At 61.5% G+C, this 23,017-nt stretch carries 22 protein-coding genes; 9 read left to right on the forward strand and 13 right to left on the reverse strand.

Features of this window, described 5'->3' with window-relative positions; genetic code table 11:
• Window positions 1-6: 6 nt before the first annotated feature.
• The 5 genes from kdpB to ACK9YZ_RS25225 all read right to left on the reverse strand — a co-directional run bounded on the left by kdpB (window position 7) and on the right by ACK9YZ_RS25225 (window position 5,154).
• Entirely contained in the window at window positions 7-2,067 is a 2,061-nt protein-coding gene (kdpB, locus tag ACK9YZ_RS25205) for a potassium-transporting ATPase subunit KdpB (RefSeq protein WP_416068031.1), read from the reverse strand.
• Window positions 2,068-2,278: 211 nt separating this feature from the next.
• A complete protein-coding gene (kdpA, locus tag ACK9YZ_RS25210; protein ID WP_416068032.1) occupies window positions 2,279-3,982 on the reverse strand; it encodes a potassium-transporting ATPase subunit KdpA in 1,704 nt (567 codons plus the stop codon).
• A gap of 52 nt (window positions 3,983-4,034) precedes the next feature.
• Window positions 4,035-4,124, reverse strand: coding sequence for a K(+)-transporting ATPase subunit F (locus ACK9YZ_RS25215; protein ID WP_007825856.1), 90 nt, complete (start codon window positions 4,122-4,124; stop codon window positions 4,035-4,037).
• Between the two features lie 391 nt (window positions 4,125-4,515).
• Entirely contained in the window at window positions 4,516-4,878 is a 363-nt protein-coding gene (locus ACK9YZ_RS25220; protein ID WP_416068033.1) for a copper resistance CopC family protein, read from the reverse strand.
• Between the two features lie 75 nt (window positions 4,879-4,953).
• Entirely contained in the window at window positions 4,954-5,154 is a 201-nt protein-coding gene (locus tag ACK9YZ_RS25225) for a hypothetical protein (protein WP_416068034.1), read from the reverse strand.
• Between the two features lie 240 nt (window positions 5,155-5,394).
• Between ACK9YZ_RS25225 and ACK9YZ_RS25230 the strand changes: the two genes are divergently transcribed.
• Window positions 5,395-6,438 (forward strand): NAD(P)-dependent alcohol dehydrogenase, encoded by a 1,044-nt coding sequence (locus ACK9YZ_RS25230; protein WP_416068035.1) that lies wholly within the window; start codon window positions 5,395-5,397, stop codon window positions 6,436-6,438.
• A 7-nt stretch (window positions 6,439-6,445) separates the two neighbouring features.
• On the opposite strand, the gene ACK9YZ_RS25235 is transcribed toward ACK9YZ_RS25230, so the two are convergent.
• From ACK9YZ_RS25235 to ACK9YZ_RS25250, 4 genes are all read right to left on the reverse strand, one after another.
• Window positions 6,446-7,015, reverse strand: coding sequence for a DedA family protein (locus ACK9YZ_RS25235; RefSeq protein WP_416068036.1), 570 nt, complete (start codon window positions 7,013-7,015; stop codon window positions 6,446-6,448).
• Between the two features lie 45 nt (window positions 7,016-7,060).
• On the reverse strand, window positions 7,061-8,422 hold the full coding sequence (locus ACK9YZ_RS25240) for an FAD-containing oxidoreductase (RefSeq protein WP_416068037.1): 1,362 nt from the start codon (window positions 8,420-8,422) through the stop codon (window positions 7,061-7,063).
• On the reverse strand, window positions 8,422-8,880 hold the full coding sequence (locus ACK9YZ_RS25245) for a DUF4126 family protein (RefSeq protein WP_416068038.1): 459 nt from the start codon (window positions 8,878-8,880) through the stop codon (window positions 8,422-8,424). The genes ACK9YZ_RS25240 and ACK9YZ_RS25245 overlap by 1 nt, the downstream gene beginning before the upstream one ends.
• A gap of 96 nt (window positions 8,881-8,976) precedes the next feature.
• Window positions 8,977-10,164 carry an acyl-CoA dehydrogenase gene (locus tag ACK9YZ_RS25250; RefSeq protein ID WP_416068039.1) on the reverse strand — a complete coding sequence of 396 codons (1,188 nt, stop codon included), beginning with the start codon at window positions 10,162-10,164 and terminating at the stop codon, window positions 8,977-8,979.
• A gap of 215 nt (window positions 10,165-10,379) precedes the next feature.
• On the opposite strand from ACK9YZ_RS25250, the gene ACK9YZ_RS25255 reads away from it, so the two are divergent.
• Entirely contained in the window at window positions 10,380-10,718 is a 339-nt protein-coding gene (locus ACK9YZ_RS25255) for a cupin domain-containing protein (protein WP_216759128.1), read from the forward strand.
• Here the strand turns inward: ACK9YZ_RS25255 and ACK9YZ_RS25260 are convergent, their stop codons facing one another.
• Window positions 10,719-11,672, reverse strand: a complete 954-nt coding sequence (locus ACK9YZ_RS25260; protein ID WP_416068040.1) for a LysR family transcriptional regulator — start codon at window positions 11,670-11,672, stop codon at window positions 10,719-10,721. It abuts the gene before it with no gap.
• Window positions 11,673-11,922: 250 nt separating this feature from the next.
• Here ACK9YZ_RS25260 and ACK9YZ_RS25265 point away from each other — a divergent pair, with 250 nt between their 5' ends.
• From ACK9YZ_RS25265 to mmsB, 7 genes are all read left to right on the forward strand, one after another.
• A complete protein-coding gene (locus ACK9YZ_RS25265; RefSeq protein ID WP_216759092.1) occupies window positions 11,923-13,134 on the forward strand; it encodes an ABC transporter substrate-binding protein in 1,212 nt (403 codons plus the stop codon).
• Between the two features lie 3 nt (window positions 13,135-13,137).
• Complete coding sequence (locus ACK9YZ_RS25270) at window positions 13,138-13,923, forward strand: ABC transporter ATP-binding protein (protein WP_416068041.1); 786 nt, start codon at window positions 13,138-13,140, stop codon at window positions 13,921-13,923.
• A complete protein-coding gene (locus tag ACK9YZ_RS25275; RefSeq protein WP_416068042.1) occupies window positions 13,923-14,624 on the forward strand; it encodes an ABC transporter ATP-binding protein in 702 nt (233 codons plus the stop codon). Before ACK9YZ_RS25270 ends, ACK9YZ_RS25275 begins: the two co-directional genes overlap by 1 nt.
• Before the next feature lie 4 nt (window positions 14,625-14,628).
• A complete protein-coding gene (locus ACK9YZ_RS25280; RefSeq protein WP_416068043.1) occupies window positions 14,629-15,516 on the forward strand; it encodes a branched-chain amino acid ABC transporter permease in 888 nt (295 codons plus the stop codon).
• 1 nt (window position 15,517) lies between these two features.
• Window positions 15,518-16,507, forward strand: a complete 990-nt coding sequence (locus ACK9YZ_RS25285; RefSeq protein ID WP_416068044.1) for a branched-chain amino acid ABC transporter permease — start codon at window positions 15,518-15,520, stop codon at window positions 16,505-16,507.
• A gap of 110 nt (window positions 16,508-16,617) precedes the next feature.
• Entirely contained in the window at window positions 16,618-18,213 is a 1,596-nt protein-coding gene (locus tag ACK9YZ_RS25290; RefSeq protein WP_416068045.1) for a GMC family oxidoreductase, read from the forward strand.
• A gap of 9 nt (window positions 18,214-18,222) precedes the next feature.
• Entirely contained in the window at window positions 18,223-19,104 is an 882-nt protein-coding gene (mmsB, locus tag ACK9YZ_RS25295; protein WP_416068046.1) for a 3-hydroxyisobutyrate dehydrogenase, read from the forward strand.
• A 7-nt stretch (window positions 19,105-19,111) separates the two neighbouring features.
• Here the strand turns inward: mmsB and ACK9YZ_RS25300 are convergent, their stop codons facing one another.
• From ACK9YZ_RS25300 to ACK9YZ_RS25310, 3 genes are read right to left on the reverse strand one after another with little or no spacing between them, the layout of a single operon-like run.
• Window positions 19,112-20,161, reverse strand: coding sequence for a DUF2218 domain-containing protein (locus ACK9YZ_RS25300; protein WP_416068047.1), 1,050 nt, complete (start codon window positions 20,159-20,161; stop codon window positions 19,112-19,114).
• Window positions 20,158-22,146 (reverse strand): Fe(3+)-hydroxamate ABC transporter permease FhuB, encoded by a 1,989-nt coding sequence (gene fhuB / locus ACK9YZ_RS25305; protein ID WP_416068423.1) that lies wholly within the window; start codon window positions 22,144-22,146, stop codon window positions 20,158-20,160. Before fhuB ends, ACK9YZ_RS25300 begins: the two co-directional genes overlap by 4 nt.
• Window positions 22,139-23,014, reverse strand: coding sequence for an ABC transporter substrate-binding protein (locus ACK9YZ_RS25310; protein ID WP_416068048.1), 876 nt, complete (start codon window positions 23,012-23,014; stop codon window positions 22,139-22,141). Before ACK9YZ_RS25310 ends, fhuB begins: the two co-directional genes overlap by 8 nt.
• Window positions 23,015-23,017 lie beyond the last annotated feature (3 nt).

Below are 23,017 nucleotides of genomic sequence, written 5' to 3' on the forward strand. Positions count from 1 at the left end.
ATCTCCTTAGGCGAGGCCGACGGCCGTGATGACGATGTCGATCGCCTTGATGCCGATGAAGGGGACGATGATGCCGCCGAGGCCGTAGATCAGCAGGTTGCGGGACAGCAGCGCACCGGCCCCGATCGGGCGGTAACGGACACCCTTCAGCGACAAGGGGATCAGCGCGATGATGATCAGCGCGTTGAAGATGATCGCCGACAGGATGGCGCTCTGCGGTGTGGCGAGGCCCATGATGTTGAGCACGCCGAGTTGCGGGTAGAAGGTCAGGAACATCGCCGGAATGATGGCGAAATACTTGGCGATGTCGTTGGCGATCGAGAAGGTCGTCAGCGCGCCGCGGGTCATCAAGAGCTGCTTGCCGATTTCGACGATTTCGATGAGCTTCGTCGGGTCGGAGTCAAGGTCGACCATGTTGCCGGCTTCGCGGGCCGCAACGGTGCCGGTGTTCATGGCGACGCCGACGTCAGCCTGCGCCAGTGCCGGCGCATCGTTCGTGCCGTCGCCGCACATGGCGACCAGCTTGCCCTTGGCCTGTTCCTCGCGGATCAGCTGCAGCTTGTTTTCAGGTGTTGCCTGGGCGAGGAAGTCGTCCACGCCGGCTTCGGCTGCAATGGCGGCTGCCGTCATCGGGTTGTCGCCCGTGATCATGACTGTACGGATGCCCATACGGCGCAGCTCGTTGAAACGCTCGCGGATGCCGCCCTTGACGATATCCTTGAGCTGGATGATGCCAAGCAACCTGCCATCGCGGGCAACGGCGAGCGGGGTGCCGCCGGTCTTGGCGATGTCGTCTGATATCGACTGCAGTTCGCGAACGACTTCGGCGCCGTTCTTCGAGGAAGCGTCCCCATTGACATAGGTGAGTACCGCATCGACGGCACCTTTGCGGATCGCAGACCCTTCGAGGTCGACGCCGCTCATGCGGGTCTGGGCGGTGAAGGGCACGAAGGTGGCCTTCAGGCTTGCCATGTCGCGGCCGCGGATCGCGTATCTTTCCTTGGCGAGCACTACGATCGAACGTCCCTCAGGCGTTTCATCGGCGAGCGAAGCAAGCTGGGCCGCATCGGCGAGATCCTGTTCGGAAATTCCGCGCACCGGGCGGAAACTGGTCGCCTGGCGATTGCCCAGCGTGATCGTGCCGGTCTTGTCGAGCAGCAGCGTGTCGACGTCACCGGCGGCTTCGACGGCGCGGCCGGACATGGCGAGTACGTTGAAGCGGACGAGGCGGTCCATTCCGGCAATACCGATCGCCGAAAGCAGGGCGCCGATCGTGGTCGGGATCAGCGTCACGAAAAGGGCAACGAGCACGATGATCGGGATCGAGCCGCCGGCATAGGAGGCAAAGCTCGGGATCGTTGCCGTTGCGAGTACGAAGATCAGCGTCATGCCGGCAAGCAGGATGTTGAGCGCGATTTCGTTCGGCGTCTTCTGGCGTTCCGCCCCTTCAACGAGCGAGATCATGCGATCGAGGAATGTTGAGCCGGCAGCCGCCGTGATGCGCACGCGGATCCAGTCGGAAAGAACCTGCGTACCGCCGGTTACGGCCGAGCGGTCGCCGCCGGATTCACGGATGACGGGAGCGGATTCACCGGTGATGGCCGCTTCGTTGACCGAGGCGACACCTTCTACGACTTCGCCGTCGGAAGGAATGATGTCGCCGGCTTCGACAAGAACGAGATCGCCGACCTTCAGGCTCGTGCCGGGCACCATGCGGTAGCCGCTGCCATTATTGGCTGTCAGCAGCTTGGCCTGTGTTTCGGTGCGCGCCTTGCGCAGCGATTCGGCCTGCGCCTTGCCGCGGCCTTCGGCGACGGCTTCGGCGAAATTGGCAAAGAGCACGGTGAACCAGAGCCAGAGATTGATCTGGAAGGAGAAGCCGAGATTGCCGTTGTCCGAGACGAGGTCGCGCAAGAACAGAACGGTGGTCAGTGCCGAGACCGTGGCCACGACGAACATGACCGGGTTTTTCGCAAGGGTGCGTGGGTTGAGCTTGGTGAAAGCTGCACCCACGGCCGGAATGAGAATGCGAGAATCAAGGATGCTCGCGGATTTTGCCTGGCTCATAAGAGACTCCAGCTTTGAAACGAGGATGGCGAACCGGACAGCCGGTCAGCCCTGTAAAATTCTGATTGCGCAGACGACGACGAGCAGGCCTGCCATCATCACCAGGATGATGTCGGAGGCGCGCGGCATCCGCTGGGCTCCACGCCCCGGCAGACCGGGACGTGGATGGAAGGCTTTTCGGAGCCTGTGGCGCACGAGCATGGCTGAGCCCTCAGAACGTCTGGCCCGCAAGGCCAACGAGATGCTCGACAACCGGACCGAGAGCCAGTGCCGGCATGAAGGTAAGGCCGCCAACGATGAGGATCGTGCCGACGAGCAGGCCGACGAAGAGCGGGCCGTCCGTCGGGAAAGTGCCCGCCGAAGCCGGAACCGTCTTCTTGGCAACCAGCGAGCCGGCGATGGCAAGTGCGGGAATGATCACAAGGAAACGACCCATCAGCATGTCGATGCCGAGCGAGATATTGTACCAGGGCGTGTTGCCCGTCAGGCCGCCGAAAGCCGAACCGTTATTCGCCGCGCCCGACGTGTAGGCATACAGGATTTCGGAAAAGCCGTGTGGACCGGCCGTGCCGACGGAGGCGACAGCCGAAGGCATCACGGTGGCAATGGCAGTGAAGACCAGCATGGCGAGCGGCAGGCAAAGGATGGCGAGAACAGCCATCTTCATTTCCTTTGCCTCGATCTTTTTGCCGAGATATTCCGGCGTGCGGCCGACCATCAGACCCGCCACGAAGACGGCGACGATGATGAAGAGCAGGATGCCGTAGAAGCCGGCGCCGACACCGCCGACGATGATTTCGCCGAGCTGCATGTTGATGAGCGGGATCAGGCCGCCGAGCGCAGTGAACGAGCCGTGCATGGCATTGACCGCGCCGCAGGAAGCAGCCGTGGTGATGACCGCAAACAGCGAGGACATGGCGACGCCGAAGCGCACTTCCTTGCCTTCCATGTTGCCCCCCTCAAGACCGAAGGCATGCATCAGCGGGTTGCCGGCAGCTTCTGCCCAATAGGTGATGCCGACGCCGACGATGAAGAGGACGCCCATGGCAGCCAGGATCGCCCAGCCCTGGCGCTGATTGCCGACCATGCGGCCGAAGACATTGGTGAGGGCTGCACCGATCGCGAAGATCGAGACCATCTGGATGAGGTTCGAGATCGCGTTCGGGTTTTCGAAGGGATGGGCGGAATTGACATTGAAGAAGCCACCGCCATTGGTGCCGAGCATCTTGATGGCAAGCTGCGAGGCCACGGGGCCGACGGCGATCGTCTGCTTGGCGCCTTCAAGCGTCGTCGCATCGATATACGGGCCGAGTGTCTGGGGCACGCCAAGCCAGACATAGGCAAGCGTCAGCATAATGCAGATCGGCAGCAGAATATAGAGCGTTGCGCGGATCATATCGACCCAGAAATTGCCGATCGCCTTGCCCGATGCGCGCGAGAAGGCGCGGATGAAGGCAACGGCAATCGCCATCCCGGTCGCAGCCGAGACGAAGTTCTGAACCGTCAGGCCCATCATCTGCACCAGGTAGGACATCGTGCTTTCGCCGCCGTAATTCTGCCAATTCGTATTGGTGACAAAGCTGACGGCGGTATTGAACGAAAGCTCTTCGGGCACTGCGGCCATGCCGGCCGGGTTATAGGGCAGTACGCCCTGCAGACGCATCAGCGCGTAAAGCACGATGACGCCAAGCAGATTGAACATCAGCATGGCGAAGGCATAGGAGGTCCAGTGCTGATCTTCGCGCTCGCTGGTGCCGGCAACGGCGTAAAGGCCCCGTTCGATCGGAACGAGGACCGGTGAAAGGAATGTGCGCTCGCCGCTGAAGACACGCGTCATGTAACCGCCGAGCGGTTTGACGAGCACAAGGACGATCCCGCAGTAAAGCAGGATCTGAAGCCATCCGTTGAGGGTCATGGGAGGAAACTTTCAGTACCCGGCTGCTTCTGGATGAGAAGCGCCGGCGCTTTCAGAAACGTTCTGGGCGGATGAGAGCGTAGGTGAGGTAGACGGTGAGAAACACGGTCACGGCACCGCTCAAGACATAATCGAGGGTCATCAGTGTTTCTCCTGTCAAAGCCTGTCGCAGGCGCGCGTATAGGCAAAGCAAAGCCCGAAAAAAATGATTGCAGTGCCGAGTAGAATTATATCCATCATCGATCTTGACTCCGGTTGATATTCTTGGAGTCAGACAAGATAAAGGGCGCCGTCTCGCTGAGGCGGCACCTTTATGCTTTCTGGCGTGGAGACGACCTTTGCGATCTCTCGGACATTAATATGCGACCGAAGCGCATAAAGGTTCGAGACTGGGCAACAGGCATCAATATAAAAATCTTATAAATGCCTTTTTGCGCCCGAAGTCGGAATTGTGGCGCCATCGGCACGTCGATGCAAACAAAACGCCGTGCCCCGAGCACGGCGCGATATCAGATGGTGCAATGTCGAAAAGCTCAAGGGTCGACCTTGAACTGGTAGTTGCCTTCGGCGCTGCGGCCGTCCCTCGAGAGCACACGCCAGTTGAGCGTGTAGAAGCCGGGCGCCATGGCGGGATCGAGCGGGATCTTGAAGACGGATCCTTCCGAGCCGGAGAGGAATGGTTTGCCCGTGGGCAGCGCCGTACCCTGCGCATCCAGCAGGATAGCTGTCGAGCGGGCGAGATCGACGGGCCCGGTAAAGGTGAGTTCGAGGTTGGCCGGCACCAGCTTTTCTTCCTGCTGTGGCGGCGGAAGCGATGCTTCCTCGAGCGCCGCAGACGCCTCGTTTGCGGCCAGCAGAAGGGATGCGAACAGGCAGAATGACACAATCGATTTCATGACGGTCTTCCTTACATTGCCGATCCGCATGGTGTCGGAGGCGTCATGCCCCCGCCACGCCATGTCGGCGCATGTCTAATAACGCTGCTGGGGGCGATTTCGATCCCGCGCCCGCGCAATAACCCGCACCGGTTGGAGCAGCGGCTGCGGCTGGCGACCTTGCCGGAGTACGGCGATGGCCTCATCCACCAGGTCGCGCCAGAATTCACGGAGCTGTTTTGTGATCCGCGAGTTGGAAGCAGGGTTCCTGCCGACGTTATCGTTGTCGTGCTTCATCGCTTTTCTCCTTCCCACGTTATCGTGGTAGCTGGAGATAAGTGTAGCCCTCGCTGGGTCTTTCCGGAATCATACGGACGTCTAGGGAGTGCTTATCTTTCGGGTGATAGGTATGTGAGCACTTTGTCACGCATTGAGCAAAAGCCTGCCGGACATGATTGAATTGCTGCGCCTTACGGTCTTATAGTCGCCGCAACGGCGCCCCATGAATCGCGGGAGCCATAGGGAAGGAAACCGATCATGACCAAAGTCCGTGCTCTGGTACTGGAGCGCCAGCATGAGCTTGCGCTTCGCGATATTGATCTGCCTCTGGAGACGGGACCGGGGCAGGTGAAGATCAAGATCCATACCGTCGGCGTCTGCGGCTCCGACGTCCACTATTACACACACGGCAAGATCGGCCCATTCATCGTCAACGAGCCAATGGTGCTCGGCCACGAAGCGGCAGGCACGGTGGTCGAAGTCGGCGCGGGTGTGACGCATCTGAAGATCGGTGATCGCGTCTGCATGGAACCAGGCATTCCCGATCCCAATTCCAAGGCAAGCCGCCTCGGCATGTACAATATCGACCCGGCCGTCAACTTCTGGGCGACCCCACCGATCCATGGCGTGCTGACGCCTGAAGTCGTGCATCCCGCCAACTACACGTTCAAGCTGCCCGACAATGTCAGCTTCGCCGAGGGCGCGATGGTCGAGCCTTTCGCGGTCGGCATGCAGGCTGCCACCAAGGCGAAGATCACGCCCGGCGATACGGCCGTCGTTCTCGGTGCCGGGCCGATCGGCACCATGGTGGCGATTGCCGCCCTTGCCGGCGGCTGCGCCCGCGCGATCGTTGCCGACCTCGCCCAGCCGAAGCTCGACATTGCCGCACAGTATCAGGGCGTCATTCCGGTCAATATCCGCGAGAAGAACCTGGCCGAAGAAGTCAGCCGGCTGACCGATGGCTGGGGTGCCGATGTCGTCTTCGAATGCTCGGGTTCACCGAAGGCCTGGGAGACGATCATGGCCCTGCCGCGTCCGGGCGGCGTCATTGTCGTCGTCGGCCTGCCGGTCAATCCGATCGGGTTCGACGTCTCTACGGCTTCCACCAAGGAAATCCGCATTGAGACGGTGTTCCGCTATGCGCACCAGTACGAGCGCTCGATCGCCCTTCTCGGATCGGGCCGCGTCGATCTGAAGCCGCTGATATCAGAGACCTTTACCTTCGAGGATTCGATCAAGGCTTTCGATCGTGCGGTCGAAGCACGTCCAACAGACGTCAAACTGCAGATCGTCATGGCATAAGGCGCCCCTACGGGTGCCTTATGCCGGGTTTCATCCTGTGAAGCAGCAGCGCCGCGCCCGCGATGATGGCCGCGGCGGCAAGCGCAACGAGCAGATGGTTGTGTAGCGGAAGGCGGCCGAGCATCTGTTCTATTCCATGTCCGAAGGCATAGCCGAGGGCGGTAAAAAGCTGGCCCCAGACCAGCGCCGCCAGCAGGTTGATGACGAGGAATTTCTGCGTCGATATGCGCGTCGTGCCGATGACGATGGGGCTGATCGTTCGCAATCCCACCAGGAAGCGGAACGCGAAGATGAAACCCGTCGGGTATTTTTCAAGAAGGTGCGTTACCCTCTCCAGCGCCGGCGTCTCCATCAGGCGGCGAACGAAGCTCCCTTGAGCGGCGTAGCGCCCGGCAAAGAACCACATCTGATCGCCAGCAAAGGATCCCGCCGAAGCCGCCATCGAGGCAGCCCAATATGTCAGAAGGCCTCTGTGCGCGATGACGCCGGCCAGAAAGGCAGCGGTTTCCCCCTCGAAGGCGGTGCCGAGAAAGATTGCGGGTAGGCCGTAATTTTCGATCAGCAGTTCGATATTCAATGACCGGCCTCCGGCTGATTGCGATGCATCTGTCGGCGGTGCAGATCAGACAGGCTTCAAATCTCCGAGCAACGTCGGAATCAATTCCGACACCGTCGGGTGGATCGGCACGGACCATCGCAATATGGGATAGGTCGTGCCGGCGTTCATGGCGTCGATAAAGCCGTGGATTGCCTCGTCGCCTTCGATGCCGAGGATCGCCGCCCCCAGGATTTCCTTGGTTTCGCCATCGGCGATCACTTTCATGAAGCCCTTGGTTTCGCCGCGTTCGCTGGCGCGGCCCACCCGGCTCATCGGCCGCGTGGAGACCATGATCTTGCGGCCCGAGGCGCGCGCTTGTTTCTCGGTCATGCCGACACGGCCGAGCGGTGGGTCGATATAAAGGGCGTAGGCAAGAATGCGGCTCGAAAGCTTGCGATCTTCGCCGTCGAGCAGATTGGCGGCTGCGATCTCGAAGTCATTGTAGGACGTGTGGGTGAAAGCGCCATGGCCGTTGCAGTCACCAAGCGCCCAGATGCCGTCCACATTGGTGGCAAGCCGGTCGTCGACGGTGATGTAGCCGTGCTTGTCGGTGGCCACACCCGCGGCATCGAGGCCGAGATCGTCGGTATTCGGCGTGCGGCCGGTGGCGATAAGCACATGGCTTGCTTCGATCGTCTCGGAGTCGATCGTGACGGCCGCGCCATCAGCACTCTTTGCGAAGCGGATGTCCTTGACGTCAGTGTGGATCTTTATCCCCTCGGATCTGAGGATATCGGCGATCGCATCGGAAATATCCTCATCCTCGCGGGAGGCGAGCTTCGGGCCGCGCTCGATCACCGTTACCTCCGAGCCGAAACGCCGATACATCTGCGCAAATTCCAGGCCGATATAACTGCCGCCGATGATGGCGAGATGTTTGGGCAGGCTGTCGAGATGGATGATGCCGGTGGAGGTGAGATAATCGATATCGGCAAGGCCCGGCATGTCGGGGATCGTTGGCCGCGCGCCGACATTGAGGAAGATCTTCGGCGCCGTCAGCGTCTCGCCGTTGACGGCGACTTCCTTGGGAGACGTGAAGCGTCCATGGCCAGAGATGACCGTCATGGTTTTCATGCTGGCGAACCAGTCGCTCAGACCGTTGCGGGCATTCATGGTGACCGTCTCTGCGCGACCGCGCACGGTCTTCATATCGATGCCGATCTCCCCCGCTATCCGCACCCCGTAATCAGCTCCGCGTCGCGCCACCTGGGCGGCGCGCGCACTTGCCACCAGCGTCTTCGTCGGCATGCAGCCGGCATTGACGCAGGTGCCGCCGAGGAACTTGCGTTCGATCAGCGCCACCTTCATGCCTTTTTCCGCCATGCGGGCGGCAAGGAAAGGGCCAGCCTGGCCGGCGCCGATGAATATTGCGTCGAAGGTCTTCATCAGACCGCTGCCACGATGATGATGGCGCCGATGATGGCGACGGCGTCTTCGATCAAGGCGGCCGGGCGATCCTGGCCGAACGAGGCAGCGAGCCTGCCGCGCAGGGCAGCCCCGCCAAGCGTGCCAATGACGGCGCCGATGACGCCGGCAATCAGGCCGCCGAAGAGCAGGCTGCTGGCCGCGCCGATCACGGCGCCGCTAAACGCACCCATGACGATGCGGGCGCCGAACTGGATCGGCACCTTGCGCGACGGCGTGGTGGGCAACTGGTCGGTGATGAGCTCAACGACAGCCAGTATGGTGAAGATCCATGGCGTCCACTGGTAGCCCATGAAAGCAAGCGGAGTCTGAGAGAGATCGTACCAGCCAAGTGCTGCGCCCCAGGCGACGGCGGCCGGTGCAGTCATGGCGCGAAGACCGGCAACGACGCCGATCAGGAGTGCGAGCAGCAGAAACATAGGCCGATCCCCCTTAAGCCGCCGGCTTGTCTGCCGCGGTAGGGGAAAAGTTGCACATTGTTAACTCCGTTGCAATTCGCCTTGTCCGCGGCAGATTCAGTTGGAAAAGGCTGCAATGCCCGTAATGGCGCGGCCAAGGATCAGCGCATGGATGTCATGCGTTCCCTCATAGGTGTTGACCACTTCGAGATTAACGAGGTGGCGGGCAACGCCGAACTCATCCGAAATGCCGTTGCCGCCCAGCATATCGCGGGCTGCGCGGGCGATATCCAGCGCCTTGCCGCAGGAATTGCGCTTCAGGATCGAGGTGAGTTCGACCGGCGGATGACCCTCTTCCTTCATGCGGCCGAGCCGCAAACATCCTTGAAGCCCGAGCGAGATTTCAGTCGCCATGTCGGCAAGCTTTTTCTGGATCAGCTGGTTGGCGGCAAGCGGCCGATCGAACTGCTTGCGGTCGAGCGTATATTGCCGAGCCATGGCATAGCAGGCCTCCGCAGCGCCAAGCGCCCCCCAGGCAATGCCAAAACGCGCGGAATTGAGACAGGTGAAAGGCCCCTTGAGGCCGGCAACTTTCGGTAGCAGGTTCTCTTCCGGCACGAAGACGTCGGCCATCACGACTTCGCCTGTTATAGAGGCGCGGAGCCCGACCTTGCCCTGGATCTTCGGGGCAGAGAGACCCTTCCAGCCCTTTTCCAGGATGAAGCCGCGGATGACGCCATCCTCGGTCTTTGCCCAGACGACGAAGATATCGGCGATCGGCGCATTCGAAATCCAGGTCTTGGAGCCGGTCAGGCTATAGCCGCCGTCGACCTTCTTTGCCCGCGTCGCCATGGAACCGGGATCGGAGCCGTGATTGGGTTCGGTCAGTCCGAAACATCCGATCCATTCGCCGGTCGCAAGCTTCGGGAGGTATTTCTTCTTCTGTTCTTCGGAGCCGAAGGCGTCGATCGGCACCATGACGAGCGAGGATTGCACGCTCATCATCGAGCGGTAACCGCTGTCGACGCGCTCCACCTCGCGGGCGATGAGGCCATAGGCGACATAGCCGAGGCCGGCGCCGCCATATTCCGGATCGATCGTCGGGCCGAGCAGCCCGAGTTCGCCCATCTCGCGGAAAATTTCCGGATCGGTCTTCTCGTGGCGAAAGGCTTCGAGAACGCGTGGCGCGAGCTTTTCCTGCGCATAGGCATGGGCGGTATCCTGCACCATGCGCTCCTCATCGGTCAGTTGCTCCACGAGCCGGAAGGGATCGGCCCAGTCGAAAACCTCGCGCGTATGCTGCATGTCCAGTCTCCTCGCCAGTGTTCAGGGCGATTGTCACAGGCATCCCTGATTTAAGGTCGCCATAGACCTGCCGGCTGACGGCGTCAACAGAAGTGACTATCGCACCAAAGATGCGGAAGTCATCTTTTCAATTGACGGCCGGTGCGCCAGTTTGCGCGCGACGGATCTGGTCGGATAGATTCCGGTCAGGTGGATTCTGGAGCGAGGAGGCAGACATGTCATCAAGCGATCTTTTCGTATCGGCCGAGGCCGCCGAGTGGGTGAACCCCGAGCCAGGTGTGACCCGGCGTATCATGACCTATCTGCCCGAGATGATGATGGTGGAAGTCGTCTTTGAGCCGGGCGCCGTAGGGGCTGCGCATTTTCACCCGCATATCCAGGCAAGCTATGTTGCCGAAGGCAGCTTCGAGGTGACGATCGACGGGCGCACCGAAGTGCTGAAGCAAGGCGGCAGCTTCATCGTTCCGCCCAATCTCGTCCATGGCGTCAAGGCGCTGGAAAAGGGCCGGCTGATCGACACCTTCACCCCGCACCGCGCCGAATTCCTGAAATAGTCAGGTTTCGGCCTTCGCCTTCCGTATCGCGCCTGACACGCCGATAAAAGGCGGGATAAAACGGGCATCCTCGCTGCGAACTGTTTCCCGCAGGAAGTCGATGACGGCGCGCACGCGCGGTGCCTGCTTGAGATCCCGATGGCAGGTGATCCAGTAGTGGCGCTTGAGGTCGATTTCGTCGGGCAGCACGCGCACAAGCTCAGGATAACGGCAGGCGAAGAAATAGGGCAGGATGCCGAGGCCGAGGCCGTTTCTCGTGGCGGTCAGTTGCGCGAAGATGCTTGAACTCTGGAATTGCGGCTTGATGCGCGGATGCACGTCGCCGAGATAATCCAGTCCCGGCGCGAAGATCATTTCCTCGATATAACTGATGAAAGGATGTTTCAGCAGGTCGTCGCGCGTGCGGATCGGCTCGGCGCGCGCCAGATAGTCGCGCGAAGCGTAGACCTGCAGATGGTAATCCGTGAGCTTCTCCGCAAAATAAGCCCCGCCCTTCGGCTCGTCGAGGACAACGGAAATATCCGCCTCCTTGCGCGACAGCGACATGATCTGCTGAATGGTGACGAGTTCCAGCGCGAGATGTGGATGGCGCGCGGCAAATTGTGGCAGCACCGTCGCAAAGAAGAAGTTGGCAAAGCCTTCCGGCGCGCTCAGCCGCACGAGTCCGCGCTGGCTTCCGGAGCCATCGGAAAGATCGGCTCGCAGGCGCTCCGTCTCCTGCTCCATCTTCTCGGCGGTTTCGACAAAGCGCGCACCCATGGCGGTCAGCACGTAGCCGCGCGGATTTCGCTCGAAAAGCTTCACTTTCAGCGCAAATTCCAGCCTGTCGATGCGCCGCGAGACGGTCGCGTGGCTGGCACGCAACTGCCGCGCCGCCGTCGAAAGTTGACCGGTGCGGGCGACGGCTAGAAAAAACTGCAGATCGTCCCAGGTAAATTGCGAAGCGTGACTCATTGGCGTCGCCTATCCGTCTACGTCTTTGGTCTAATGCCGCCCGTCAAGGAGGCGCCGCGACTGTCGCCAGAGCGGCTTGTGACGGGTTCTGTTCAAAAACGAACAGATACTGTTTGGAATTAGATGTAAACCGCCAGTTGCCTCATGGAGGAAATTCCGTGATCGTAAGGGCGGAGTGGCCGCTTTGAGGAGGGCGGGTCGCCAAATTTGAACAGATTCGCAATCTGGCCAATCTCTGGGAGGAGAGACTATGCGAAAGAATTTCATTGCGTCCGTTGCATTTTTGCTTGCAAGCAGCACTGCCGTGTTTGCCCAGAGCGCAGCCATTTCCGATGGAAAGGTCAAGATCGGTATTCTGAACGACCAGTCGGGCGTCTATGCCGACTTCGGTGGCAAGTCTTCTGTCGAGGCTGCGAAGATGGCGGTCGAGGATTTCGGCGGTAAGGTACTCGACATGCCGGTCGAGATCGTCGATGCCGACCATCAGAACAAGCCTGATATCGCCTCCAACATTGCGCGTCAGTGGTATGACACCGAACAGGTGGATGCCATTATGGAGCTGACGACCTCTTCGGTGGCGCTTGCCGTGCAAGCTATCGGCAAGGAAAAGAAGAAGATCGATATCGTTACCGGCGCTGCGACGACCGATCTCACCGGCAAGGCCTGCTCGCCCTATGGCTTCCATTGGGCCTATGACACCCATGCTCTGGCCGTCGGCACCGGCGGTGCGCTGGTCAAACAGGGCGGAGACAGCTGGTTCTTTCTGACGGCGGACTATGCCTTCGGCTATTCGCTGGAACAACAGACCACCGATTATGTGAAGGCGAGCGGCGGCACGGTTGTCGGGTCGGTGCGCCATCCCCTGTCGACCCAGGACTTCTCGTCCTTCCTGCTCCAGGCGCAATCATCAGGCGCCAAGGTCATCGGCCTTGCCAATGCCGGCCTCGACACGTCGAACGCCATCAAGCAGGCCGCTGAATTCGGCATCACTCAGGGCGGCCAGCATCTGGCGGCGCTGCTTTTCACACTTGCCGAAGTCCATGGCCTCGGCATGGAGGCCGCGCAGGGCCTGACGCTGACGGAAGGCTATTACTGGAACCGCGATGACGAGAGCCGGGAATTCGCCAAGAAGTTCTTCGCCCGTACCGGCAAGATGCCGAACATGGTCCACACCGGCACCTATTCGGCCGTTCTGCAATATCTGAAGGCGATCCAGAAAGCTGGCACGGACGAGACGGAAGCCGTTGCCAAGCAGTTGCACGAGATGCCTGTCGACGACGTCTTCGGCCGTGGCGGCACGGTTGGCCCGAACGGCCGCATGATCCACGACATGTACCTGCTGCAGGTCAAGAAGCCCTCGGAAAGCAAGGAGCCGTGGGACTATTTCAACGTTCTCGCCACCATTCCGGGCAAGGAAGCCTATATCGACCCCGCCAAGAGCGGCTGCGATCTGGTGAAGTGAACAATGGCGGTTTCCGCAAATGAAACTCAGGCCAAGCCGCGGGTGGTGCTTTCCGCCCGCGGCCTGCAGCGCGATTTCGGCGGCTTCACGGCCGTCAAGAATGTCGATCTCGATGTGCATGATGCGAGCGTCCATGCGCTGATCGGGCCGAATGGCGCCGGCAAGACGACGGTGTTCAACCTGCTCACCAAGTTCCTGCAGCCGACATCAGGCACGATTACGCTGATGGGCACGGATATCACCAGGACGCCGCCGGACAGGGTGGCGCGCATGGGCCTCGTCCGCTCCTTCCAGATCTCGGCGGTCTTTCCGCACCTTACGGTGCTCGACAACGTGCGGGTCGCCCTGCAGCGGTCGAACAATCTTTCCACGCAGTTTTGGCGGCCGCTTTCGGCGCTTGACAGCCTGAATGAGCGGGCCGAGCAATTGCTTGCCAGCGTCGGACTTTCCAAGGAGCGCGATCATATCGCCGTCGATCTCTCCTATGGCCGCAAGCGGGTGCTTGAGATTGCCACCACGCTGGCGCTCGATCCGAAGGTGCTGCTGCTCGATGAGCCGATGGCCGGCATGGGGCAGGAGGATGTCAGCGTCGTCTCCGCCATCATCCGGGATGTTGCACGCGATCGTGCGGTTCTGATGGTCGAGCACAATCTCTCCGTTGTCGCCAATATCTGCCAGCATGTCACCGTGCTGCAACGTGGAGAAATCCTTGCCGAGGGCGACTATGCGACCGTTAGCCGGGACGAGCGTGTGCGCCAGGCCTATATGGGTACGGAGGAGCACGACTGATGGCACCGCTTCTCGAAGTCCAGGGCCTCAACGCCTGGTACGGCGAAAGTCACATCCTTCACGGCATCGACATGACGGTCGGCGAGGGCGAGATGATCACCATTCTCGGCCGCAATGGTGTCGGCAAGACGACGACTTTGCGCACCATCACCGGCATTGTGCGCGCTCGAAAGGGAAAGATCAGCTTTGCCGGCACGGACATGATGCAGGTGCCGCTGCACAAGACGGCGCACAAGGGCATCGGCTTCGTCCCCGAGGAGCGCGGCATTTTCTCGACGCTGACGGTTTCGGAAAACCTGCTGCTGCCGCCCGTCGTGGCGCCAGGCGGCATGAGCCTGGATGAAATCTACGAGCTTTTCCCGAACCTCTACGAGCGGCGCACGAGTTCCGGTACCAAGCTCTCCGGCGGCGAGCAGCAGATGCTGGCGATCGCCCGCATTCTGCGCACCGGCGTGCGCCTGTTGCTGCTCGACGAGCCGACGGAGGGACTGGCGCCCGTTATCGTGCAGCGCATCGGCGAAGTTCTGAAAACGCTGAAGGAGCGCGGCATGACGATCGTGCTGGTCGAGCAGAATTTTCGCTTCGCGAGCCGTATTGCCGATCGCTTCTATCTGATGGATCATGGGCAGATGGTCTCGGAATTCCCTGTCGGCGAACTGCCGCAGCGCATGGATGTGCTGCACAAGGTTCTGGGAGTGTGACGCGATGACGATGATCTTCGGCATCCCCCTGCAGGCGTTGTTCGGCCAGTTGCTGATCGGCCTGATCAACGGCTCGTTCTATGCGCTGCTGAGCCTCGGTCTTGCGATCATCTTCGGTCTTCTGCGTGTCATCAACTTCGCGCACGGCGCCCAGTACATGCTCGGCGCTTTCGTCGCCTATCTGCTCTTGAATTATCTCGGTATAGGTTACTGGCCATCGCTGATCCTGGCGCCGGTCATCGTCGGGCTTGCCGGCGCCGTTATCGAGCGGCTCTTCCTTCGTCGCCTCTATGATCTCGATCCGCTCTACGGCCTGCTCTTCACCTTCGGGCTGGCGCTCGCCGTCGAAGGAACGTTCCGCTATCTCTACGGCTCATCCGGCCAACCCTATGCGACGCCACCGGCGCTAGCCGGCGGCGTGAATCTTGGCTTCATGTTCCTGCCGATCTATCGTGGCTGGGTGGTGATCGTGTCGCTCGTCGTCTGCATCGGCACATGGCTGCTGATCGAAAAGACCAAGCTTGGCGCCTATCTGCGCTCTGCAACGGAAAATGCCACTCTCGTCCAGGCCTTCGGTGTCAATGTGCCGGTTCTCTTGACCTTCACCTATGCGCTCGGTGCCGGCCTTGCCGCCTTTGCCGGTGTATTGGCGGCACCCATCTATCAGGTGTCGCCGCTGATGGGCTCGAACATGATCATCGTCGTCTTTGCGGTGGTCGTGGTCGGTGGCATGGGCTCGATCATGGGCGCCATCGTCACCGGCTATGTGCTCGGTATCGCGGAAGGTCTGACCAAGGTCTTCTATCCGGAGGCCTCCAATATCGTCATCTTCGTCATCATGGCGATCGTGCTTCTCATCAGGCCCGCGGGCCTCTTCGGACGGGATGCGTGACATGGCTGACATCACCGAAACGATCCGCACGGAAAAGAGCCGCACCGCGATGTCGGTGCAGACCGGGTTCCTGATCATCGGGCTGCTGCTTCTGCTGCTTGCTCCCTTCTTCTTCTACCCGATCTTCCTGATGAAGCTCTTGTGCTTCGCGCTCTTTGCCTGCGCCTTTAACCTCCTGCTCGGCTATACCGGTCTGCTCTCCTTCGGTCATGCGACCTTCTTCGGGGGAGCGGCCTATTTCACTGCCTATACGGTGAAGTCTTGGGGCTTTCCGCCGGAGCTCGGAATTCTCGTTGGTGTTCTCGGGGCAGCACTTCTCGGCCTCGTCATGGGCTTCTTCGCAATCCGCCGGCAGGGCATCTATTTCGCGATGATCACGCTGTCGCTGTCGCAGATGTTCTTCTTCTTCTGTCTGCAGGCGGAATTCACCGAGGGCGAGGATGGCATTCAGTCCGTGCCGCGCGGCCATCTCCTCGGTTTCATCGATCTCAACAGTTCGACCAACATGTATTATTTCGTGCTGGCGGTATTTCTGATCGGCCTTTTGATCATCTGGCGCTTTATCAACTCACCCTTCGGCATGATCTTGAAGTCGATCCGCGAGAACGAGCAAAGGGCGATATCGCTCGGCTATTCCGTGGCGCGCTACAAGCTCGGCGCTTTCGTCATGTCTGCAGCACTTGCCGGGCTTGCCGGATCGGTCAAGGCGCTGGTTTTCCAGTTTGCGACGCTGACGGATGTCGCCTGGCAGATGTCTGGCGAGGTGATCCTGATGACGCTGCTTGGCGGCATCGGCACGCTGATCGGCCCGGTCTTCGGAGCCGGTCTGGTCGTGACACTGCAGAATTATCTCGCCACCTCGGAATTTCCGGTGACCATCATTACCGGTGTGGTCTTCATGATCTGCGTGCTGATCTTCCGTCGCGGCATTATCGGCGAATTCTACGCCTCTCGGCTCGGGCGTAAACTGGGCTTTGTCTATCGCCGCTGAATGGGCGGACCGCTTTTCCTGCAACGGGAGAAGATGTGCAGCGGCGGCGCGAAATCCCGCTTCCCCGACCCCGGGGAGGCGGGACGCAGCCATTTCGGAGTGCACGATCCATGGATCGCTACGACTATATCATCATCGGCGCCGGCAGCGCCGGCTGCGTGCTCGCGAACCGGCTGTCGGCCGACCGCAACACCAGGGTTCTTCTGCTGGAGGCGGGCGGCAACGACAACTACCACTGGATCCATATTCCCGTCGGTTATCTCTACTGCATCAACAATCCGCGCACCGACTGGTGTTTTACGACCGCGCCCGAGGACGGGCTAAACGGACGGGCGCTGAACTATCCGCGCGGCAAGGTGCTTGGCGGCTGCTCGTCGATCAACGGCATGATCTACATGCGCGGCCAGGCGCGCGACTACGATCTCTGGCGGCAGATGGGCTGCACCGGCTGGGGCTGGGATGACGTGCTGCCCTTTTTCCGCAAGTCGGAGGATCACTACCAGGGTGGGGACGATATGCATGGCGCCGGAGGCGAATGGCGCGTGGAAAAGGCGCGGGTGCGCTGGGACGTGCTCGACGCTTTCCAGCAGGCCGCCAAGGAGGCCGGCATTCCCGAAACGGCGGATTTCAACCGCGGCAGCAATGAGGGTTCGGGCTACTTCGACGTCAACCAGCGCTCCGGCATCCGCTGGAATGCGACGAAGGCCTTCCTGCGCCCCGCGATGAAACGCGGCAATCTCACTGTCATGACAAAGGCACAGGTGCGCCGGCTGCTTATCGAGGAGGGCGCTGTTGTTGGTGTCGAGTTCCAGCATGGCGGCACGGCGAAGCGGGCCTATGCGGCGAGGGAGACCGTGCTATCGGCCGGCTCCATCGGTTCGCCACATATTCTTGAACTCTCCGGCATTGGCCGCGGTGAGATTCTGCATCAGGCCGGCATCGATGTGCTGACCGAGGTGAAGGGTATCGGTGAAAACCTGCAGGATCACCTGCAGCTTCGGCTTGCCTACAAGGTCACCGGCGTGCCGACACTCAACGAAAAGGCCTCCAAGCTGATCGGCAAGGCGGCGATCGGGATTGAATATCTCCTGCGCCGCTCCGGCCCGATGGCGATGGCGCCAAGCCAGCTCGGTATCTTCACCCGTTCCGGTCCTGACAAGGAAACGCCTGATCTGCAGTATCATGTCCAGCCGGTTTCGCTGGACAGGTTCGGAGATCCCGTCCACCGCTTTCCGGCGATCACGGCGAGTGTCTGCAATCTCCGGCCGGAAAGCCGCGGTTCCGTGCATGTTTCCAGCCCGGATTTTGCCGCCCAACCCGTCATCGCGCCTAAATACCTCTCGACGCAGCGCGATCGCGACATAGCTGTTCGTTCAATAAAGCTGACGCGCCGGATCGTGGCGCAGCCTTCCTTTGCCCGCTTCCGCCCGGAAGAGTTCAAGCCGGGGCCGAGCTATCAGAGCGAGGTAGAGTTGGAGAAGGCAGCGGGCGATATCGGCACGACGATCTTCCATCCCGTCGGCACCTGCCGCATGGGCGTGGACAGGGACAGCGTGGTTGACCCGCGGCTCAGGTTGCGGGCGCTAGGCAAGCTCAGGATCGCGGATGCCTCGGTGATGCCCGCCATCACCTCGGGCAATACCAATTCGCCGACGATCATGATCGCCGAAAAGGCAGCGGCCATGATCCTCGAGGACAACAGATAGGAGATGAGCATGGCAAGGATCGCATTCATCGGCCTCGGCAATATGGGCGGGCCGATGGCCGCCAATCTCGTCAAGGCCGGTCACGAGGTGCTTGGCTTCGACCTGGCCGCTCCCGTGCTGAAGGCTGCCGAAGAAAGCGGCGTGAAGCCGGCAAGCCATGCTAGCCAGGCGGTCAAGGACGCGGACATCGTCATAACCATGCTGCCGCAGGGTAAACACGTGCTGACGGCCTGGACCGATATCCTGCAGTCGACCGCGCAGGGCACGCTCGTCATCGACTGCTCGACGATCGATGTCGAAAGCAGCCGCAAGGCGCATGAGATGGCCAAGGCCGCGAGCTGCCTGTCGCTCGATGCACCTGTTTCCGGCGGCACGGGCGGGGCAAGCGCCGGCACGCTGACCTTCATGGCCGGCGGCTCCGACGAAGCCTTCGCCAAGGCAAAGGCGGTCCTCGATGCCATGGGCAAGAAGATCGTCCATTGCGGTGAGGCAGGCGCTGGTCAGGCGGCGAAGATCTGCAACAACATGATCCTCGGCATTTCCATGGTCGGCGTCTGCGAGGCCTTCGTGCTGGCCGAAAAGCTCGGCCTCTCGCATCAGGCGCTCTTCGATGTCGCCTCCACCTCATCGGGCCAATGCTGGTCGATCAATACCTATTGCCCGGTGCCGGGGCCGGTGCCGACCTCGCCGGCCAATAATGACTACAAGCCGGGCTTTGCCGCAGCGCTGATGCTGAAGGATCTCAGGCTGTCGCAGGAAGCGGCGCTGGTGAGCGGTGCGTCCACGCCGCTTGGGGCGGAGGCAGCACAGCTCTACGCGCTCTTCGAAAAGCTCGGCAATGGCGGCAAGGATTTTTCCGCCATCATCGAGATGTTCCGCGAAAAGATGTGAGGGGCGTCTAGCGCTCCCAGTAAGCGCCGATGCTCATCTTGTGGCGATCGTGGGCGCGTTCGCTCTTGAGAAAATCGCGAATGCGTTTGGCCTCGGATCGCTCGCAACCGGCCCAGACGAAAGTGTCCGCAGCGGCGTCAGCCAACGCATCCTTGATGGCGTTTTCGATGAGACCCATAGAGCCGGCAGGCGCACCGTTGCGATGCATCCAGGTAAGATCGGCCGTACCGGCCGACGGCAGGGGCAGCTCTTCCGCAGGGCCATCGACTTCGAGGAAGATGCGCAGCCGTGTTCCGGCAGGGACTTCGGCGGCGATGCGCGAAATGGCCGGTAGCGCCGTCTCGTCTCCGGCGAGGATCATCGTGGTTGCATCGGGAACGCCGCCGCCGCCAGGCCCCAGAGCACCGGCGATATCGCCGGGCTTCGCATTCATCGCCCATTCCGCGCCGGGCATGTTTTCGCCCTCGTGCAGCACGAAATCGATGTCGATCTCGCCACGCTCCAGATCGATACTGCGGAACGTGTAGATGCGCACCGTCAGCGCATCCTCGTCTTTCGCCCATTCGATACGCCCATCCGCGCGCAGTTTCGGCCAGACAGGCACGCGACCCTTCGGCGGGATGAGCAGGCGGAAATGCAGTCCGCCATGAGCGAAATGTTTGGTGTCGTCGCAGGCAACGGTTACCCGGCGCATGTGAGGGCTGATATTGCAGGCGCCGATGACGCGGATTTCTCGCAAGTCCGGCAGCCGGTCGGCTTTCGGCGCGTCCGACCAGGTGAGCTCCAACGTATCCTCGCCGGCAAACTGGAAGAGGTGCTCGGCAAGCACTGAGCGGACATTTTGAAGTGCGCGCGCACTCTTGCAGGAGAGCTCGATCGCAAGCGAGCGGCCTTCATGGCGGATATCGGCCTTGCCGATCATCATCTCCAGGGTCACTTGGTCGCCATCGCGCCTGACGATGCTGTGTTCGACAAAATGAGTGCAAAGCTCGTCGAGCATCCTGCCGGGATCGACGGCAATTGCGACGCCGGATGCGGTAAAAGGTGCAGCCATCATTGTTTGATGTCCTTTCGCGAAAGCAGCCATATGAGATAGGGACCGCCGATCAAGGCCGCGAAGAGGCCGACCGGCACCTGATAAGGGTAGATAACGACGCGCGAGAGCCAGTCGGCTGTCATCAGCACGCCAGCCCCGAAGAGAACGCTCACCGTAAGCTGGTGGCCCGGCCGGTGGAAGCCGGCAAGCCGCGCAAGGTGCGGGGCGATGAGCCCGGCCAGGCTGAGCGGCCCGACGAGGAATGAGGCGATTGCCGTCATCAGTGCGGCGAGAATGGCAAGTGTCAGGCGGCTTGCGCCAACGCGAAGACCGAGAGACCGGCTGGAATTGCCACCGAGCGGCAGTATCGTCAGCCAGCGGCCGAGGAACGGCAGCGGCGCGACGAGGATGGCAAGTGAGATGATTGCCGCCCAAGCTTCAAGAGCACCGGCGCGATTGGTCGAGCCGGAGAGCCAGGTCAAGAGGATGTATCCGCGCATATCGCCTTGAGCGAGCACCATGGTGACGATCGCCATGGCGAACGCGCCGATGCCGACGCCGGCAAGCAGCATGCGTTCCGGCGAGAATTGCGCTCGGGCGGAAATGGCAATCATCGTCCCGAATGCGGCGAGCGCGCCAAGCGCCATGGCGAGCAGCATGATGGCGGGTGAGGGGAAGCCAAACAAGAAGAGAGCCACCGTCAACCCAGCCCCGGCGCCACTGCTGATGCCGAGCACTTCCGGACTTGCGATCGGATTGCCGGTCATCCGCTGCATGATGAAGCCGGCCGCCGCGAGCATGCCGCCGGCGCAGGCCGCGACGATGATGCGTGGCAGACGAAAGGGCAGGAGGCCGGTGAAGAGGGTGCCGGTCGCGAGATGCCAACCGTCATCGGCCGGGCCGAGCGTGAGGAAGGCGATGAAGAGCAGCACAACTGTGGCGCAGAGCAAGGCAAGGGCGCCAAGCGGCTTTGATAGTCTCGTGAGCGGCCGCGTTGATTGAGCCGCCGTGGCCGCAACGGAATGTACGCGCGGCAGCAGGAAAATCAGCAATGGGCCGCCGAGCAAGGCTGTCGCAGCCCCTGTTGGCACGAGATCTGTGAAGCCGGGGCCGAGGATCTGGGTCAGGCAATCGGTGAGGAAGAGCAGACCGGCGCCGGTCAGCGGTGCCGCGATCATCAGGCGTCCGGTGCTGCGTGCGCCGAGAAGTCTCGCGATTGCCGGTGCTGCCAAACCGAGGAAGCCGATGATGCCGACCTCTGCCGTGACCGAAGCAGCGAGCCAGACCGCGAGCGCAAGGATGGCGAGGCGGGCAGAATGCAATGCGAGGCCGAGGCTCCTGGCACTGCCGTCATCCAGCGTCAGAATGCGCAACGGCCGCACCAGGATCAGGGTGGCGGTAAAGCCGAGGACAAGGCGGGGACCGAGCGAAAGCACGCCGTTCCAATCTTGCTGGCTCAGCGAACCGGCGCCCCAGATATAGATCGACATCGCATATTCGCCACGCTCCAGGATGAGTGTGACGCTCAGCGCGACAGCGATCATGCTGACGATCATGCCCGAGAGCGCGACGGTGACCGGATCGAGCCCGCGCCGCCAGCTCAAGGCGAGCACGATCGCGACGGCACCAAGCCCGCCGCCAAAGGCGATGACCTCTCGCGAAAAACCAGGTAGCAGCGGCGAAAAGCTGAGCGCCGCCGTCATCGCCAGTTCCGCGCCGGAGGCGATGCCGAGCGTTGAGGCGTCGGCGATCGGATTGCGCAACACCCGCTGCAACAGCGTGCCGGATAGGCCAAGGGCGGCACCGGCAATCAGCGCCATTACGGCGCGCGGCATGATGCTGTTCCAGAGCAGAACGCCGTCGAGCATGGTGGCTTGAGCGACGTCGCCGGGGACCTGCGGGCGTGTTGCGATCAGTAGCGCGAAGGCAATGATGCAAAGCACCGGCAGCGCAACAGTGGCAAACGGAATGTTGAGGCTGCGGGCGGGCCTGGCGAGACTAACCATTCCATGCATGGTCAAGACCCTCCTGCAGAAGATCGGCAAAGCGCATGGCAGCCGGGAGCGCACCATAGGGATTGATGGAGCCAAGCATCAGCACACGCTTCTCGCGCACGGCCGGCAATGCGTTCCAGAAGGCGCTGGTCGAAAGTTCCTCGATCGCATCGGCCGGATGGGGCGGGATCATGACGATCCAGGCATCCGGCATAGAAGCCAGCGTCTCGATGCCGACGGGAGCGGTCGCCGAATAGCTGGTCGCTCCCTGCCAGGCATTGGTTAGGCCGACACGCTTCAGCACCTCGCCGAACATGCTGTCGGAACCGAAGACGCGGAAATGCCTGGCATCGCCGAGATTGATCGGGATGACCGGCCTGCCATCGCCCGCAGCAAAGGCCGTCTTATAACCGTCGAGTTTGGCGGAAAGCTTTTCGGTAAGCTGCCTTGCAGCAGCAAGCTGCAGCCGCTCGCCGATCGCGAGCGTTGTCTGTTCGGCAAGCGCATAGGGGCTTTCGCCGGGCTTGTAGATCGCATGGCTTTCGACAGGGGCGATCGGCTGCATGCGCGCATCAGCCCAGGCGTAGAAATTCGAATTGAGGATCACTTCCGGGCGAGCGAAGCGCAGCACCTCGAAATTCGGCGTGCCACGCAGGCCGAGATCGGTGACGCCGCCGGGAACGACAGGCGTGACCGCCACCTTACGGAACTGCCGCAGTTCCGTTCCGGCGACCACATTGGCGCCGATGGCCAGCAGGGTTTCGAGCAGTGCCCAGTCGAGGGTCGCGACGCGCGGGCTGTCGGCCGCCCGCAGGAGTGCAGGGGCAGACAGCGTGGCTGCGGCGCCGGCTAGAAAACGCCTGCGGGAGAAAGACGCCATGGC

This window comes from Rhizobium sp. ZK1, from assembly GCF_047782645.1.
Taxonomy (GTDB): domain Bacteria; phylum Pseudomonadota; class Alphaproteobacteria; order Rhizobiales; family Rhizobiaceae; genus Rhizobium.